The organism is Pantoea stewartii (assembly GCF_011044475.1).
GTDB classification, from domain to species: Bacteria; Pseudomonadota; Gammaproteobacteria; order Enterobacterales; family Enterobacteriaceae; genus Pantoea; species Pantoea stewartii.
The window spans coordinates 1,626,735-1,643,186 of sequence record NZ_CP049115.1; the positions used below are offsets into that span (position 1 = coordinate 1,626,735).

Genomic DNA, 16,452 nt, shown 5'->3' on the forward strand with positions numbered 1-16,452 from the left:
TTCTTAATAGCATTTTGTCGGGACGGCCATAAAATAAAAACGGAGCGTGATAAAAAGTATTTTTTATCGACCGTGTTTTTTCTTTCTTATTTAAGGTGGTTCATAAAGCGTGTCACGGTTCGTGAGAGGATAACGCGATTTCCTGGCGCTTCCTTGCCAGCCATAAATAGCCTGTCGGCAATAAAGGCATTTTCACCATCAATATTTTTAATTTACCTTTCTGATAATCGTTGGGGTACAGGGCCTTTTTTTCAGAGAATACCTGGGAAAATGGCCAGTACGTTCAGTTTTTTTGTTGCTTTTCAGCGCGTCCGCCGTGTGGCTACCCGGCCCGCATGTCAGTCCGCGTGTATCTTTGTATTCGGCCCTTGCGTTTATGCCAACGTTGTCGGCCATTTTCATCCGGACAGGCTGTTATTCAGGCGCTTTGCAGATCATTGCACCGTCAAATTTTTTCGTCAGGTTTGAAGCATTATCACAATCCTGCCGCGCAGTGGGCGCGATAACGTCATTTCATTCTTCATGCCCTGTGGTTAAGATACGCAGAACGCCTCGCTATTCGTGGGTAAAACAGAACATATTAGCGGCTTACCTGTCCCATTCAGGGATTCATTACAGGATTCAGGCATGTTGAACCGGTTAAAAAAAACGCTGATTGCTGCGCTACTCCCTGCACTCACGTTATCCTGTCCGCTGACCTCGCAGGCGGATATCAGCGACTCCCTGCCGGATATGGGCACGACCGCAGGCTCTACGCTGTCGATTAATCAGGAGTTGCAGATGGGGGATTTCTATGTGCGGCAACTACGTGCCAGCGCCCCGCTGATTAACGATCCCCTGCTAAATCAGTACATCAATCAGCTCGGTCAACGGCTGGTTTCTCACGCGGACGCGGTTAAAACGCCTTTCCACTTTTTCCTGATTCAAAATGATGAACTTAACGCCTTTGCGTTTTTTGGTGGCAATGTGGTGTTGCACGCCGCGCTATTCCGCTTCACCGATACTGAAAGCCAGCTGGCCTCGGTGATGGCGCATGAGATCTCCCACGTGACGCAGCGCCATCTGGCGCGGGCGATGGAAGATCAAAAGCGCAATGCCCCGCTGACCTGGGTAGGGGCTTTGGGCTCGATCCTGCTGGCGATGGCCAGCCCACAGGCGGGCATGGCCGCCTTAACCGGTACACTGGCGGGTACTCAGCAGGGCATCATCAGTTTTACGCAGAATAACGAACAGGAAGCCGACCGCATTGGTATTCAGGTTTTGCAGCGCGCGGGCTTTAACCCGCAGGCCATGCCGGACTTTCTGCAAAAACTGGCCGATCAGAGCCGGTTTTCTTCCAAACCGCCTGAAATCCTGCTGACTCACCCCTTACCAGACAGCCGTCTCGCCGATGCGCGCAACCGGGCAAACCAGATGCGCGCGGTGGTAGTCCAGTCTTCTCAGGACTTTTATCTGGCAAAGGTGCGCACGTTGGGCATGTATCCGACCGGCCGTAATCAACTGACCGATGAGTTACTGAACCAGTATGCCAACGGTAATGCACGCGAGCAGCTGGCTTCCCGGTACGGCAAGGCGGTGCAGTTTTTGCAGGCCAAAAACTATGGCGAAGCCAAAAGGATTGTGACGCCACTTTTGGCTAAGCAGCCTGAAAACGTCTGGCTGCTTGATCTGATGACGGATATTGATATCGGCCTGAATCAGCCACAGCAGGCCATTGCACTGTTGACCGCGACGCAGGCGGCTAAAACCAGCCCGGTCGTTCAGCTCAACCTGGCGAACGCTTATGTTGAAGCGAAGCAACCCGCCAATGCCAGCCGCATTCTGAACCGCTATACATGGACACACAAAGATGACACCAACGGATGGGATTTGCTGGCTCAGGCTTCAGCACAGCAGGGCCATACCGACGAAGAGCTGTTTGCCCGTGCCGAAAGCCTGGCCTTAAATGGTCAGATCGCTCAGGCCATCAGTGCCCTGAGCCAGGCCAGTGCCCAGGTGCCGCTGGGGAGCCTGAAACAGGCGCGTTATGATGCGCGCATCGATCAGTTGCGCCAGTTGCAGCAACGCTTTAAGCAATATCAGAAAGGATAAGCAGTATGGTGACGCTTTATCATAATCCCCGTTGCAGTAAGAGTCGGGAAACCCTGGCACTGCTGGAGCAGCGAGGCATCCAGCCGGTGATTGTGCGCTATCTGGAGACGCCGCCCGACAAAGCGACGTTGCAGATTCTGCTGCAGAAACTGGGCATGGAGAGCGCGCGTCAGTTGATGCGCCGCAACGAACCGACCTATACCGCCCTGGCGCTGGATCAGGCAGCGTTAAGCGAAAGCGCTTTGCTGGACGCGATGGTGGAAAATCCCATTCTGATTGAGCGGCCCATTGTGATCAATGGCGATCGGGCCCGCTTAGGCCGTCCGCCCGAGGCGGTACTGGCGATTCTTTAAAGTCCAAGCGTTTCTTTAACAAACGGGATCGTCAGTTTGCGTTGCGCACTGATAGAGGCGATATCCAGACGATCCAGCGTATCAAACAGCGTGCGCATCTCCCGATCCAGCCGCTTCAGTAAAAACCGGCCGACGTCTTCAGGCAGTTCGAACCCACGCAGTCCGGCGCGAAGCTGTAAAGCCTGTAACTTATCTTCATCGGAGAGCGGCTGCAGACGGTAGATTTGCCCCCAGTCGAGCCGTGATGCCAGATCGGGTAAATGCAGATTCAGCTGACGCGGTGGGCGATCGCCGGTAATAAAGAGCCGGGTATTGCCGGTTTCCAGGATGCGGTTATAGAGATTAAAAATCGCCATTTCCCAGGCTTCTTCTCCCGCGATGCATTCGATATTGTCGATGCAAACCAGCGGCAGTTGTTCCATGCCGTCCAGCACCTCTGGAACAAACCAGGTGCGCTTATCCAGCGGTACATAGCCCACGGCTTCACCACGCGCGGACATTTCAGCGCAGGCAGCGTGCAGCAGATGGCTGCGCCCTCCTCCTTCGCGCGACCAGAAGTAGAGATAGCTGCCATGTTGTTGGCTTAGCGCCCCCTTTATCGCAGCGATCAGCGAGGGGTTTTCCCCCGGCCAGAAGCTGGCAAAGGTTTCGTTGTCAGGTAGATAGAGTGGCAATGACAATTGTGCCGGCGTGTTCAGAAGCACCTCAGCAAGCGAACAGGCAAAAATCGGGGGCAGTCTATCATAGTTTTTGCGAAGAGATGAATCGGGCGTCCCTGCCCGCGTCTTCAGGCCTTCATCATGACGATGTGTCGCGTGTCTCTTCTGCATCAAGCACCACTTCTTCCGGGCGCAGCAGGGAAATGACGCGGAAAATCAACGCCAGCGCAACGCCAACCAGCGTCGCCAGCGCCATCCCTTTCAGCTCGGCGGCACCGATGTGCACTTTCGCGCCGCTGACGCCAATGATCAGGATCACGGAGGTCAGAATCAGGTTTTGCGCTTTGTTGTAGTCCACTTTGGATTCGATCAGGACACGAATACCGGAGGCACCGATGACGCCGTACAGCAGCAAGGAGACGCCACCCATGACCGGCACCGGGATCGCCTGTATAGCCGCTGCCAGTTTGCCCACGCAGGAGAGCAAAATCGCGAAAATGGCCGCGCCGCCAATCACCCAGGTGCTGTAAACGCGGGTAATGGCCATTACGCCAATGTTTTCACCATAGGTGGTGTTTGGCGTGGATCCAAAGAAACCCGAGATGACGGTCGATAAACCGTTGGCGAACATGGAACGATGCAGGCCGGGATCACGGACCAGATCACGCTTAACAATATTGGCCGTGACCACCAGGTGGCCCACGTGTTCGGCGATCACCACCAGCGCGGCGGGCAGGATCGTTAACATCGCCACCCATTCAAAACGCGGCGTATAAAACGTCGGTAATGCAAACCACGGCGCATTTTCCACGCCGCGCCAGTCCACAATGCCCATAAAAGCGGAAAGCGCGTAGCCCACCAGCACGCCGATCAAAATCGGGATAATGGCCATAAAGCCACGAAATAACACCGAGCCAAAAACGGTGACGGCCAGGGTGACCAGCGAAATCAGCACGGTTGTCCCGTCAGGCGCATGACCTTCAGCAGGGAGCAGGCCCGCCATGTTTGCTGCGACGCCCGCCAGCTCCAGACCAATGACCGCCACAATAGCGCCCATTGCTGCAGGCGGAAACATCACATCCAGCCAGCCGGTACCGGCTTTTTTGACGATCAACGCGACCAGACAGAACAGCACGCCGCAGAGAATAAATCCCCCCAGCGCCACTTCGTAACCCAGCGGCAGCAGGAGTAAAACAGGTGAAATAAAGGCAAAACTGGATCCCAGATAAGCGGGGATCTTGCCTTTACAGATAAACAGATACAGCAGCGTCCCGACACCGTTAAACAGCAGTACCGTAGCCGGGTTGATATGAAAGAGGATGGGTACCAGCACCGTTGCGCCGAACATGGCGAACAGATGTTGCAGGCTGAGCGGAATCGTTTGCAGTAATGGCGGCCGTTCGCTAACGCCGATAGCGCGACGAGTCATTAAAAGTCCCCTTGAGTTGATAGTCTGTTTTTGGTCAAAAAAAAGCCGACTCTCTGGTCGGCTGATGAAGGTTATTGGCTGTTGCGAAAAAAAGCGGCTCGGCCTGCGCCTGCAGGCTGACAGCAAGGTGCTGCATGAAGCCGCCTGAACAGGTCACTATTTGGTGCCGAAAATCTTATCGCCCGCGTCACCCAGGCCCGGAATGATGTAGCCCTTGTCGTTCAGGCCCTGGTCCACGGAGGCGGTGTACAGCTCCACGTCCGGGTGCGCTTTCTCCAGTGCGGCAATGCCTTCTGGCGCAGCGACCAGCACCAGCACTTTAATGCTGCTGCAGCCGGCTTTTTTCAGGAGATCGATAGTGGCGATCATGGAGCCGCCCGTCGCCAGCATCGGATCGACCACCAGCGCCAGGCGCTCTTCAATGTTGGACACCAGCTTCTGGAAATAAGGTACAGGCTCCAGCGTTTCTTCGTCACGGTACACGCCTACCACGCTGATGCGCGCGCTGGGCACGTGCTCCAGTACGCCTTCCATCATGCCCAGACCGGCACGCAGGATGGGCACAACGGTGATTTTTTTGCCTTTAATTTGATCAACCTGAACCGGGCCATTCCAGCCCTCAATGGTGACCTTTTCGGTTTCCAGATCGGCCGTGGCTTCATAGGTCAGCAGACTGCCCACTTCAGAGGCCAGCTCACGGAAACGCTTCGTACTGATATCATGCTCACGCATCAGTCCCAGTTTATGTTTGACCAGCGGGTGTTTAACTTCCACGATCTTCATTGTTGTTCTCCCGGAGTGAGTTGAGCTAAAAAAAATCGCGGGATTATACCGCCTTTTTAACATCGCGCCACATGTGCTTGCGCAATCCACCGCATAAAATAAGGATTGATGAAAATTGTCGGGGACGCAATCTGAGACTCGCAAACGTTTGCCTGCGCTGATAGAATTGCCGCGCTTTATATTAAACCACCAACCGCAACTCGCGTGGGGACCTCGCAGTGACCGATAAGACCTCTCTCAGCTACAAAGACGCCGGTGTTGATATTGATGCTGGTAACGCTCTGGTTGACCGTATTAAAGGCGTAGTGAAAAAGACGCGTCGCCCGGAAGTCATGGGTGGACTAGGCGGCTTCGGTGCGCTTTGTGCGCTGCCGCAAAAATACCGTGAGCCTGTGCTGGTCTCCGGCACCGATGGCGTGGGCACCAAGCTGCGTCTGGCGATGGATCTCAAACGTCACGATGCCATTGGTATCGATCTGGTTGCTATGTGTGTTAACGACCTGGTGGTACAGGGCGCGGAGCCTCTCTTCTTCCTGGATTACTACGCGACCGGCAAGCTGGATGTGGACACCGCATCGGCGGTCATCACCGGTATCGCCGAAGGTTGTCTGCAGTCAGGCTGTGCGCTGGTGGGCGGCGAAACCGCTGAAATGCCGGGCATGTATCATGGCGAAGATTACGATGTCGCGGGCTTTTGCGTCGGTGTGGTTGAAAAGTCAGAAATCATTGACGGTAGCAAGGTTCAGGACGGTGATGTGCTGATCGCCCTGGGCTCAAGCGGCCCGCACTCAAATGGCTATTCCCTGGTGCGTAAGATTCTGGAAGTCAGCGGCACCGATCCGTTGGTTGAGCAACTGGAAGGCAAACCGCTGGCCGATCACTTACTGGCGCCGACGCGCATATACGTCAAAAACATCCTCAGCCTGATTGAGCAGGTGGATGTGCACGCGATTGCTCACCTCACCGGTGGCGGTTTCTGGGAAAACATTCCGCGTGTCCTGCCCGACAATACTCAGGCGGTGATTGACGAGAAAAGCTGGCAGTGGCCTGCCGTGTTCGGCTGGATGCAGCAGGCGGGCAATGTCAGTCGTCATGAGATGTATCGCACCTTCAACTGCGGCGTGGGCATGATCATCGCGCTGAGCCCGGCTGACGCGGATAAGGCCGTTGACCTGATGCGTGCTGCCGGGGAAAACGCCTGGAAAATTGGTGTGATTAACGCCTCAGACTCGGAAGAGCGTGTGGTTATTCATTCATGAAAAAGCTGGTTGTACTGATTTCGGGTAACGGAAGTAACCTTCAGTCCATCCTCGACGCCTGTGCAAACGGGCGTATTCACGGCAGCGTCGCTGCCGTGTTCAGTAACAAAGCCTCCGCCTATGGTTTAGTTCGCGCGCAGGAGGCCGGGATCCCGGCAAAAGCGCTGGATGCACGTGACTTTAACGATCGCGACAGTTTTGATCGGCAACTGATGCTTGAGATCGATGCGTATGCACCGGATCTGGTGGTGCTGGCGGGTTATATGCGCATTCTGAGTCCGGGCTTCGTGGCGCATTACTCTGACCGTCTGCTGAACATTCATCCGTCGCTGCTGCCGAAATATCCCGGTCTGCATACGCACCGCCAGGCGCTGGAAAACGGCGATAAGGAGCACGGTACATCCGTGCACTTCGTGACCGATGAACTGGATGGTGGCCCGGTCATTTTGCAGGCCAAGGTGCCGGTGTTTGCTGAAGACAGCGAGGCCGAGATTACCGAACGCGTGCAGCATCAGGAACATGCCATCTACCCACTGGTAATTAACTGGTTTACCGAAGGCCGACTGACCATGCGTGAGGGAAAAGCCTGGCTGGATGGTCATCCCTTACCCGCTCAGGGCTACGCCCACGATTAATGCTCAGGGAGCCAGGCTCCCTGCCCTTTCAACCGTAACGCCCGGTGATGTAATCTTCTGTCCGGCGCACCTGTGGTGTGGTGAAAATCCTGTCTGTGGTGTCAAACTCCACCAGCGATCCCTGATGCATAAAGGCTGTGTAATCCGACACGCGTGAAGCCTGCTGCATGTTGTGGGTGACCAGCACCAGCGTGAAATGCTGCCTGAGCGTGCTCATCAGTTCTTCGATCACCAGGGTAGAAATCGGGTCCAGCGCGGATGTTGGCTCATCAAGTAACAGGACGTCCGGCTCAATCGCGATAGCGCGGGCGATAACCAGCCTTTGTTGCTGCCCCGTGGAAAGCGTCAGCGCATTCTGTGCCAGCTGATCTTTCACCTCACCCCACAGCGCCGCCGCCCGGAGTGCCCGTTCGCAGGCTTCATTCAGTACGCGCTTATCGCGCACCCCTTGCAGCCGCAGTCCGTACACCACATTTTCGTAAACCGATTTGGGGAACGGATTGGGCCGCTGAAACACCATCCCGACCCGGCGACGCAGCGCAGAGACATCCTGAGCAGGTCGCATAATCGACTGCTGATCCAGCAGAATGTCCCCTTCGATGCGGCAGCGATCAATCACGTCGTTCATACGATTAAAGCAGCGCAGCAGCGTTGATTTGCCGCAGCCGGACGGGCCAATCAATGCGGTGATGCGATTTTTGGGCAATTGCAGCGAGACATCCTGAAGCACCTGGCGCTCACCGTACCAGAGCGACAGATGATCAACGGTTAGCGCAATATCAGTTTCGGGCATCATAGTCATCGTCAGTTATTGAGTCATCAGGCGATAGCGTTCACGCAGGCGGTGACGCAGGCCCATAGCTAACAGGTTCAGCAACAGAATAATGAGCACCAGAAGCAGCGCCGTGGCGAAAACCAGCGGCCGGTCGGCTTCGGTATTAGGGCTCTGAAAGGCGAGATCGTAGATCTGAAAGCCCAGATGCATAAATTTTCTGTCGAGGTGCAGGTAAGGGAACACCGCATCTACCGGCAGTTCCGGCACCATTTTAACCACGCCCACCAGCATCAGAGGCGCGGTCTCGCCTGCGGCACGTGCCACGGCCAGAATCAGGCCGGTTAACATGGCCGGAACGGCCATAGGCAATACCACGTTCCAGAGCGTTTCGGCCTGGGTCGCCCCCAGCGCCAGCGAGCCCTGCCGAAGACTGTCGGGAATGCGGGAAAGCCCTTCTTCCGTCGCGACAATCACCACCGGCAAGGTCAGCAGGGCCAGTGTCAGCGACGCCCACAGCAAACCGGGCGTACCAAATGTCGGGGCGGGCAAGGTGCTGCTGTAAAACAGCTGGTCCACCGTGCCGCCCACCAGCCAGACAAAAAAGCCCAGCCCAAATACGCCATAAACAATCGAGGGCACGCCCGCCAGGTTGACCACGGCGATGCGTACCAGACGGGTCAACGCGTTGCGTTCCGCATATTCATGTAGCCACAGCGCCGCGATAACGCCCAGCGGCATCACAACCACAGACATCAGCAGCACCATGAGCACCGTGCCAAATATCGCCGGAAACACGCCAAACTCGCTTTCCCCTTCGGCAGGCGAATCGCTAATAAAGCGCCACACCTGCTGGCAGAAATGCCCCATTTTTTGCATCAGGCTCATCGCGTTAGGTTGCCAGGCTTCCACAATCTGCGACAGAGGAATGCGGTGATCAGTGCCGTTCACATCGCGCAGAATCAGCGCATCACGCTGGCTTTCCGCTTGCAGACTGTTCAGCCTGTCATTGAGCTGAAGAAGGCGGCGTTGCAGCGCCGCCTGGTTGGCCTCGTATTCTGACTGCGCCTGCAAATCGAACTGCTTTGCCGCGCGCTGATGCTCAGCCTGATCGTCCAACTGGTCCAGTTGTTCATTCAACCGGGCAATATCGACCCGACGCATCTCGCTGGCCTGCTGCTCGATAAGCTTTACCTGTTCAAGGCGCTGTTGCAGAAGCGCCATAATGTCTTTTGCCGTAAGAACATCATTCTCTTCCCGCAGGCCGACAAACCAGCCATAGGCATTCCCCTGACTGCGGCGCTGCAGCACCATCACGTCGTCCGGCTGGCTGACAATCGGTGCCTGCTGACTCAGCACCGCCCGAAAGTCAGGCGCGGCCCAGTCCCGGTTGCCTGTCTTAATCAGATAGCGATGTACGTCGCCCGGTTTGCCGTCTGACGCGGCGGCAGGCGCCGGATAATGCGATTGCCGCTCAAGCGTTTCGCCCAGTACACGGGTTTTGCTGCCATCAGGCAGTGTGAACTGATAGAGATCGACGCGATGGGGCCAGAACGCGCGCAGCCCCTGCCATCCCAGCAGCGCGATCAACAGGGTAAAGGCCAGTAAACAGACCGTCACGGCACCCGCCGTAAGCCAACGCCAGCGATCGTTTTGTCGTATCGACTTCATGCCTGCTCCTTATACTGGCTAAAACGCAGGCGCAGACGCTGGCGGATAAGCTCGGCAACCGTATTGATCATCAACGTGAAGACCAGCAGCACCAGCGCACTTAAAAACAGAATCCGGTAATGTGCGCTGCCAACGGCCGCCTCAGGCATTTCAATCGCGATATTGGCTGACAGCGTGCGCAGGCCACTGAACAGGCCGCCTTCAGTTTGCGGCGTGTTCCCGGTGGCCATTAAGAGAATCATGGTTTCGCCTACGGCCCGTCCGAAACCAATCATCAGCGCGGCAAAAATGCCGGCCGACGCTCCCGGCAGCACGACCCGCGTCAGCGTTTGCCACGGCGTGGCGCCCAGCGCCAGTGAGCCCTGCCCCAGCGACGCCGGAACGCTGAACAGCGCATCTTCCGCCAGCGTAAAAATCATCGGCACCAGCGCAAACCCCATCGCCAGCGCCGCTATCAGCAGATTACGCTGCGCGTAATGCGGCAGCCAGTCACCGGCATCCGGCACGATAAGCGTGGGTAGCCAGAGCGTTAACGCCGCGACAATAAGCAGCACGGGCAGCAGCAGGATAACCTCATGGCCCGGCTGCCGCCAGCGGGCCGGTAAGCGGCGGGCCAGAATACCGCAGCCAAGCAGACTGCCCGCCAGCGTGACAGGCAGCAACAGAATTCCTGTTAATGCCTGACCGACATGGGGCGCTAACCATAATCCGGCAATCAGCCCAATCACCACACTGGGCAGCGCCCCCATCATCTCTATCGCAGGCTTCACCCAACGACGTAAACCCGGTGCCATAAACCAGGCGGTGTACATCGCAGCAGCCAGGGCAAGCGGCGTGGCAAAAAGCAGCGCCATACTGGCCGCTTTCAGCGTGCCCACCACCATCGGAATTAAACTGAACTTCGCCTGATAGCTGTCTCCGGCATTGGTGGACTGCCAGACCCAGTCGGCTTTGGGATAGTTTTCATACCAGATTTTTTGCCAGAAGTTACGCCAGGTCACATCCGGCCAGGGATTGGTCAGTTTAAGGGTTTCCCAACCTGACGATCGCTCCAGCAACAGGCTGTCACCCTGCGGCGAAAACTGCGCCTGCAGGATGCCGGGTGCTAACTGGTGTTGCAGAATGGGCCCATCCTGTTTGCTGGCAAAGACCTTAAGCAGGCCGGTTTGATCAAAGGTAGCGAAAACCCGGCGCTGCGCCTCACTGACGATCAGACCCTGTCCGGCGCTGTGTGCGAACGTGCGGATGGCGTGCAGGCGCAGGCCGTTATCGCCAGCAATGGAAAACCATTGCGTAATACCGTGACTGTCCTGAATTAGCAGCGTTTGGCCTCCGGCCAGTAACTGCATATGTTGGGGCGCTTCCGGCAGCATCTGCGTTTCCCGCAGCCAGGCCCGCCCGTCATCGATTTGCCAGACCCGTAGCAGGCGGCCTTCGGTGGTGTACAGCAGGTCGCCTTTAGGCGAAAGCACCAGATGCGCAGGCTGCAGACCCGGCAGTTGGATGAGCGCAGCCTGGCGGTTAGTTTCCAGCGTTAACAGACTGACGCCCGCGTCAGTGAGCGCTGCAATCCGCCATTGATCGGGACGAAGTGTGGCGACAGCCATTTCTTTTACGTCGCCCTGGGGCAGACGAAAGCCGCTATCGCCCAACGGAAAATGCCACTCGCTTTCGCCTTTGCTTATCACCGGCTGCAACAGGGTTAAACTGCCCTGTGCGTTGAGCAGCACCATATTGCCATCGGCGCTCGTTACCACCTGTTGCGGCGCGGGCGTCAGCATCAGCGCGGGCTCAGGCGGTTGGCCATTCAGCGGTATAAATCGTGCCTTGCCATCACGACTGATACGCCAGCCAACGCTGCCTTTATTACCAATGGCCAGTGCGGGCGATGCATCCCAGAGCCGCTGATGACTGAGACTGTGCACACCCGGTGCGCTAAACAACGGCAGGACCACCCAGAGCAACCAAAAGAACAGCAGCATCATCAGTAACAGAATAGCGACCCCGCAGCACGTGACGAGGCGCCGCGTATAACGGTCAATAGCACGACGTCGGCGATCGCTAAACTGGACGGGAATATGGTTTACGCTCATGCGGCCCTGATTATGCGGCGAAAATGAGTCGCTATGTTGCCCGTAGCGGCTTGATAAGACAACTTTTGCTGTTGGACAAGCCTGCCATACTCTCGCCATAATGCTGATGGATACTGTAGCGTCGTCAGTCCTGCAACCGTCATACGGAGTGAGAATGGGTCAGGTAAAGCTTTATATTGAAAAAGAAATGAGCTGGTTGTGCTTTAACGAACGTGTTTTGCAGGAAGCGGCAGACAAAAGTAATCCGCTGATTGAACGTATGCGTTTCTTAGGTATTTACTCAAATAACCTCGACGAATTTTACAAGGTCCGGTTTGCCGACCTGAAACGACGCATCCTGATTGGCGAAGAGCAAGGCTCCGCCAGCACACCGCGCCACCTGTTGAAGAAGATTCAGCAGCGCGTACTGAAATCGGATCAGGAATTTGATGCGCTCTACAACGACCTGTTGCTGGAAATGGCGCGCAATCAAATCTTTCTGATTAACGAACGTCAGCTTTCACCTAATCAGCAAAGCTGGCTGCGTCACTACTTTAAGCATGAACTGCGTCAGCACATCACGCCGATCCTGATTACCCATGAAACCGACCTGACGGAGTTTCTGAAAGACGATTACACCTATCTGGCGGTCGAGATCATTCGCGGCAGCGATATTCAGTACGCGTTGCTGGAAATCCCGTCAGACAAGGTCCCGCGTTTTATTAATCTGCCTGCGGAGCCGCCGCGCCGCCGCAAGCCGATGATCCTGTTAGACAACATCCTGCGCTACTGCCTGGATGATATTTTCAAAGGTTTCTACGATTACGACACGCTGAACGCCTATTCAATGAAAATGACGCGCGATGCGGAGTACGATCTGGTCACCGAAATGGAGTCCAGCCTGCTGGAACTGATGTCCTCCAGCCTGAAACAGCGTCTGACGGCAGAACCTGTGCGTTTTGTCTATCAGCGCGATATGCCGGATTCTATGGTGGCGCTGCTGTGCGACAAGCTGTCGATTTCCAACTACGACTCCGTGCTGGCAGGCGGACGCTATCACAACTTCAAAGACTTTATCGGGTTTCCTAACGTCGGGAAAAACAACCTGATTAACCGTCCGATGCCGCAGATTCGCCACATTGGTTTTGACGGCTTCCGCAACGGTTTTGACGCCATTCGTAATCGCGACGTCCTGCTTTATTATCCGTATCACACGTTCGAGCATGTGCTGGAACTGCTACGCCAGGCATCATTCGACCCCAGCGTGCTGGCGATTAAAATTAATATTTACCGCGTCGCCAAGCATTCCCGCATCATGGATGCGATGATTCACGCCGCCTATAACGGTAAGAAAGTGACGGTGGTCGTCGAACTTCAGGCGCGTTTCGATGAAGAAGCCAATATTTACTGGGCTAAGCGCCTGACAGAAGCCGGTGTTCACGTTATTTTCTCGGCGCCTGGCCTGAAAATTCACGCCAAACTGTTTCTGATTTCCCGCCGCGAAGGCGAAGAAATCGTGCGCTATGCCCACATCGGCACCGGTAACTTTAATGAGAAAACCGCGCGTCTGTACACGGACTACTCGCTGCTGACCGCTGATGCGCGGATCACCAATGAAGTGCGCCGGGTCTTTAACTTTATCGAAAACCCGTACCGCCCGGTGACGTTTGATCACCTGATGGTTTCTCCGCAAAACTCACGTCGGATGCTGTATGATTTGATCGATAACGAGATTGCGAATGCCCAACAAAAGCGCCCCAGTGGCATAACTCTTAAAATTAACAACCTGGTGGACAAAGGGCTGGTAGACAGGCTTTATACGGCCTCCAGCGTTGGCGTAAATGTTAATTTACTGGTTCGTGGGATGTGCTCATTGATTCCGGACTTGCCTGGGATCAGTGAAAATATTCGTGTGATCAGTATCGTTGATCGCTTCCTGGAACATGACCGCGTTTATATCTTTGAAAACGGTGGGGACAAGAAAGTGTTTCTCTCCTCGGCTGACTGGATGACGCGTAACATTGATTACCGTATCGAAGTGGCCGTGGCTATCCTGGATCCACAAATAAAGCAGCGCATTCTGGACATCATTGCCATTCAGCTCAGCGACACGGTTAAAGCGCGCGTCGTGGATAAAGAGCTGAGTAACCAATACGTTCAGCGCGGCAATCGTCGTAAGGTGCGGTCGCAAATGGCGATTTACGAATACATCAAGAAGCTGGAACAACCTGAATAACGCCTATGCCAATATCCCAAAAAAGTACGCCGAAACCTCAAGAGTTTGCGGCCATCGATCTCGGTTCAAACAGTTTCCACATGGTCATTGCCCGTGTGGTGGATGGGGCTTTGCAGGTATTGGGGCGACTGAAGCAGCGCGTGCATCTTGCTGATGGCCTGGATGCCAAAAATTACCTGAGCGAAGACGCCATGGAGCGCGGTCTGAACTGCCTGGCACTGTTTGCCGAACGCCTGCAGGGCTTTAATGCCAGCAACGTGACGATTGTCGGCACACATACGCTGCGTCAGGCGGTTAACGCTGAGACGTTTTTACAGCGCGCGGCAGAGGTCATTCCTTATCCAATAGAGGTGATTTCCGGTCACGAAGAAGCGCGCCTGATCTTTATGGGCGTCGAACATACGCAACCGGAAAAAGGACGCAAGCTGGTGATTGATATCGGTGGCGGCTCGACAGAGCTCGTCATCGGTGAAGATTTTGAGCCTCAACTAGTCGAAAGCCGCCGCATGGGCTGCGTCAGCTTTGCCCAGCTTTACTTCCCTGGCGGCGAAATCAGCGTTGAAAACTTCCGTCGCGCCCGGCTGGCCGCCACGCAGAAGCTGGAAACCCTGGCGTGGCAATATCGTCTGCACGGCTGGCAATATGCCCTTGGTGCTTCCGGCACCATCAAAGCGGCCTGCGAAGTGCTGCTGGCGATGGGCGAGAAAGAGAAGCTGATTACGCCAGAGCGACTGACAAAGCTTTATGATGAAGTGATCAAGCATAAATCGTTCGCTGCGCTGAGTCTGCCAGGTCTGTCTGAAGAGCGCAAAAGCGTATTTGTTCCGGGGCTGGCGATTCTTTGCGGCGTGTTTGATGCGCTGGCGATTCGTGAACTGACCCTGAGCGATGGCGCGCTGCGTGAAGGCGTACTTTATGAGATGGAAGGCCGTTTCCGCCATCGGGATATTCGCAGCCGCACCGCTCAGAGCCTGGCGAATCACTATGCCATCGACAGCGACCAGGCGCGTCGAGTGCTGGAAACCACCGAGCAGCTCTATCTGCAATGGCGCGACCAGAATCCCAAACTCGCGAATCCTCAGCTGGCGGCGCTGTTGAAATGGGCGGCGATGCTGCACGAAGTCGGCTTGACGATCAACCACAGCGGCATGCAACGCCACTCAGCCTATATTTTGCAGAACACCAACCTGCCGGGTTTCAACCAGGATCAGCAGATGCTGCTGGCAGCATTGGTCAGATTCCACCGTAAAGCCGTCAAAGTGGATGAACTGCCTCGCGTCACGCTGTTTAAGAAAAAGCAGTTTCTGCCGCTGATATTCCTGCTGCGCCTTGGCACCTTACTGAACAACCAGCGCCAGGCGACTACACGTCCTGACGCGTTAACGCTGACCTGTGATGAGGGCCACTGGACGCTTACCTTCCCGACGGGCTATTTCAGTCAAAATAACCTGGTCCAGCTCGATCTGGAGCGTGAGCAAAACTACTGGAATGAGGTCACCGGCTGGAAGCTGATTCTGGCAGAAGCCTGATTGTGCGGGCATTTGCTGCCCGCATTACCGAACGGATAATCATGACATTGCGAACCGATAACTATTTTGCAGAAACCTATGGCTTAACCCCTGTGCACTCGGAGGTGGCCGAGGCGCTGCCTAAACTGACACCTGGAAAAGCGCTTGATCTGGGGTGCGGAAGTGGACGTAATACGCTGTTCCTTAACCAACATGGTTTTGACGTGACGGCCTGGGATCACAATCCCGCCAGTCTGGAACGGCTCAATCAGATCATCGCCGCCGAAGGGCTGACCGGCATTCATACGGCGCTGCAGGATTTAAATCAGGTGCGTTTTAACGGGGCCTGGCAGGTGGTCATCTCGACGGTGGTCATGATGTTTTTGCAACCGGCCACCATTCCCCAGCTCATCGCGGATATGCAAGCCTGTACCGTGAAAAATGGCTTTAACCTGATTGTGGCCGCGATGAATACCGAGGATGCGCCCTGTCCGTCTGACTTCCCTTTCGCGTTTAAGTCCGGTGAGTTAAGCCATTACTACCGCAACTGGCACATTGTGAAATACAACGAAAACTGGGGACAGCTACATCGCAAAGATGAAAACGGCAACCGGATTAACTGCCGTTTTGCGACCCTGCTGGCCCAGAAAGCCAGCTATTGAGCCGTTGTATTTTTTTTAAACAGCGGTTGATTTACCCGGGCGACTGTGACTAAATATTGCTGTCGCCCGGTCCGGGTTATTACAGGAATTTCTTTGCGTGAACAGCGCCCTTTCTCCCCGAAGACGTAAAAAAAGCGTCAGTATGACGCGGGTTGTTTTACTCATCAGTTTTATCATTCTGTTTAGCCGTCTCGTTTTTATCCTGCCTGCGGCCTTCGAGCATCATCAGCAAAAGCAAACTGAATCCGCGCCTGCTATCCCGACGCTTTCCAGCAGTCGTTAATCCCTTACAGGCTTTTCGCTGACACATCCGCGCGCATTC

14 protein-coding genes are annotated in these 16,452 nt (G+C 55.4%); 8 read left to right on the plus strand and 6 right to left on the minus strand.

Annotation, left to right across the window (positions count from 1 at the left end; all coding sequences use genetic code 11):
• The first annotated feature begins 627 nt into the window (after positions 1-627).
• Both bepA and arsC read left to right on the plus strand, forming a co-directional pair.
• The gene (bepA, locus tag G5574_RS07675) at positions 628-2,091 is read left to right on the plus strand and encodes a beta-barrel assembly-enhancing protease (protein WP_033740854.1); all 1,464 of its coding nucleotides are present in this window, start codon (positions 628-630) and stop codon (positions 2,089-2,091) included.
• Between the two features lie 5 nt (positions 2,092-2,096).
• Positions 2,097-2,444 carry an arsenate reductase (glutaredoxin) gene (arsC, locus tag G5574_RS07680; protein WP_006120455.1) on the plus strand — a complete coding sequence of 116 codons (348 nt, stop codon included), beginning with the start codon at positions 2,097-2,099 and terminating at the stop codon, positions 2,442-2,444.
• On the opposite strand, the gene hda is transcribed toward arsC, so the two are convergent.
• The 3 genes from hda to upp all read right to left on the minus strand — a co-directional run bounded on the left by hda (position 2,441) and on the right by upp (position 5,315).
• Complete coding sequence (gene hda / locus G5574_RS07685; protein WP_164483217.1) at positions 2,441-3,148, minus strand: DnaA inactivator Hda; 708 nt, start codon at positions 3,146-3,148, stop codon at positions 2,441-2,443. The genes arsC and hda overlap by 4 nt on opposite strands.
• Before the next feature lie 94 nt (positions 3,149-3,242).
• Positions 3,243-4,532 (minus strand): uracil permease, encoded by a 1,290-nt coding sequence (uraA, locus tag G5574_RS07690; RefSeq protein WP_006120457.1) that lies wholly within the window; start codon positions 4,530-4,532, stop codon positions 3,243-3,245.
• Positions 4,533-4,688: 156 nt separating this feature from the next.
• Positions 4,689-5,315 (minus strand): uracil phosphoribosyltransferase, encoded by a 627-nt coding sequence (upp, locus tag G5574_RS07695; RefSeq protein WP_013026702.1) that lies wholly within the window; start codon positions 5,313-5,315, stop codon positions 4,689-4,691.
• A gap of 218 nt (positions 5,316-5,533) precedes the next feature.
• On the opposite strand from upp, the gene purM reads away from it, so the two are divergent.
• Together purM and purN are read left to right on the plus strand one after the other, a co-directional pair.
• Positions 5,534-6,574 carry a phosphoribosylformylglycinamidine cyclo-ligase gene (purM, locus tag G5574_RS07700; RefSeq protein ID WP_033740857.1) on the plus strand — a complete coding sequence of 347 codons (1,041 nt, stop codon included), beginning with the start codon at positions 5,534-5,536 and terminating at the stop codon, positions 6,572-6,574.
• Positions 6,571-7,209: a phosphoribosylglycinamide formyltransferase gene (gene purN / locus G5574_RS07705; protein ID WP_164482404.1), complete on the plus strand. Its 639-nt coding sequence runs from the start codon at positions 6,571-6,573 to the stop codon at positions 7,207-7,209. The genes purM and purN overlap by 4 nt, the downstream gene beginning before the upstream one ends.
• A 28-nt stretch (positions 7,210-7,237) precedes the next feature.
• Here the strand turns inward: purN and pstB are convergent, their stop codons facing one another.
• The 3 genes from pstB to G5574_RS07720 are packed head-to-tail and all read right to left on the minus strand — an operon-like array spanning position 7,238 to position 11,745.
• The gene (gene pstB, locus G5574_RS07710) at positions 7,238-8,005 is read right to left on the minus strand and encodes a phosphate ABC transporter ATP-binding protein PstB (RefSeq protein ID WP_033740860.1); all 768 of its coding nucleotides are present in this window, start codon (positions 8,003-8,005) and stop codon (positions 7,238-7,240) included.
• A gap of 12 nt (positions 8,006-8,017) precedes the next feature.
• Complete coding sequence (gene pstA / locus G5574_RS07715; RefSeq protein ID WP_164482405.1) at positions 8,018-9,652, minus strand: phosphate ABC transporter permease PstA; 1,635 nt, start codon at positions 9,650-9,652, stop codon at positions 8,018-8,020.
• On the minus strand, positions 9,649-11,745 hold the full coding sequence (locus G5574_RS07720; protein WP_164482406.1) for an ABC transporter permease subunit: 2,097 nt from the start codon (positions 11,743-11,745) through the stop codon (positions 9,649-9,651). Before G5574_RS07720 ends, pstA begins: the two co-directional genes overlap by 4 nt.
• Before the next feature lie 154 nt (positions 11,746-11,899).
• Here G5574_RS07720 and ppk1 point away from each other — a divergent pair, with 154 nt between their 5' ends.
• From ppk1 to G5574_RS23675, 4 genes are all read left to right on the plus strand, one after another.
• Positions 11,900-13,960, plus strand: coding sequence for a polyphosphate kinase 1 (gene ppk1 / locus G5574_RS07725; RefSeq protein WP_006120467.1), 2,061 nt, complete (start codon positions 11,900-11,902; stop codon positions 13,958-13,960).
• Between the two features lie 5 nt (positions 13,961-13,965).
• On the plus strand, positions 13,966-15,489 hold the full coding sequence (ppx, locus tag G5574_RS07730) for an exopolyphosphatase (RefSeq protein ID WP_054687302.1): 1,524 nt from the start codon (positions 13,966-13,968) through the stop codon (positions 15,487-15,489).
• 2 nt (positions 15,490-15,491) lie between these two features.
• On the plus strand, positions 15,492-16,130 hold the full coding sequence (tehB, locus tag G5574_RS07735) for a tellurite resistance methyltransferase TehB (protein ID WP_072021705.1): 639 nt from the start codon (positions 15,492-15,494) through the stop codon (positions 16,128-16,130).
• A 97-nt stretch (positions 16,131-16,227) separates the two neighbouring features.
• The gene (locus G5574_RS23675) at positions 16,228-16,413 is read left to right on the plus strand and encodes a YfgG family protein (protein ID WP_006120471.1); all 186 of its coding nucleotides are present in this window, start codon (positions 16,228-16,230) and stop codon (positions 16,411-16,413) included.
• The last annotated feature ends 39 nt before the right edge of the window (positions 16,414-16,452 follow it).

Coding starts and splice junctions, on each gene's coding strand:
- bepA (WP_033740854.1), top strand. CDS start 628: ATGTTGAACCGGTTAAAAAAAACGCTGATTGCTGCGCTACTCCCTGCA.
- arsC (WP_006120455.1), top strand. CDS start 2,097: ATGGTGACGCTTTATCATAATCCCCGTTGCAGTAAGAGTCGGGAAACC.
- uraA (WP_006120457.1), bottom strand. CDS start 4,532: ATGACTCGTCGCGCTATCGGCGTTAGCGAACGGCCGCCATTACTGCAA.
- upp (WP_013026702.1), bottom strand. CDS start 5,315: ATGAAGATCGTGGAAGTTAAACACCCGCTGGTCAAACATAAACTGGGA.
- purN (WP_164482404.1), top strand. CDS start 6,571: ATGAAAAAGCTGGTTGTACTGATTTCGGGTAACGGAAGTAACCTTCAG.
- pstB (WP_033740860.1), bottom strand. CDS start 8,005: ATGATGCCCGAAACTGATATTGCGCTAACCGTTGATCATCTGTCGCTC.
- pstA (WP_164482405.1), bottom strand. CDS start 9,652: ATGAAGTCGATACGACAAAACGATCGCTGGCGTTGGCTTACGGCGGGT.
- G5574_RS07720 (WP_164482406.1), bottom strand. CDS start 11,745: ATGAGCGTAAACCATATTCCCGTCCAGTTTAGCGATCGCCGACGTCGT.
- ppk1 (WP_006120467.1), top strand. CDS start 11,900: ATGGGTCAGGTAAAGCTTTATATTGAAAAAGAAATGAGCTGGTTGTGC.
- ppx (WP_054687302.1), top strand. CDS start 13,966: ATGCCAATATCCCAAAAAAGTACGCCGAAACCTCAAGAGTTTGCGGCC.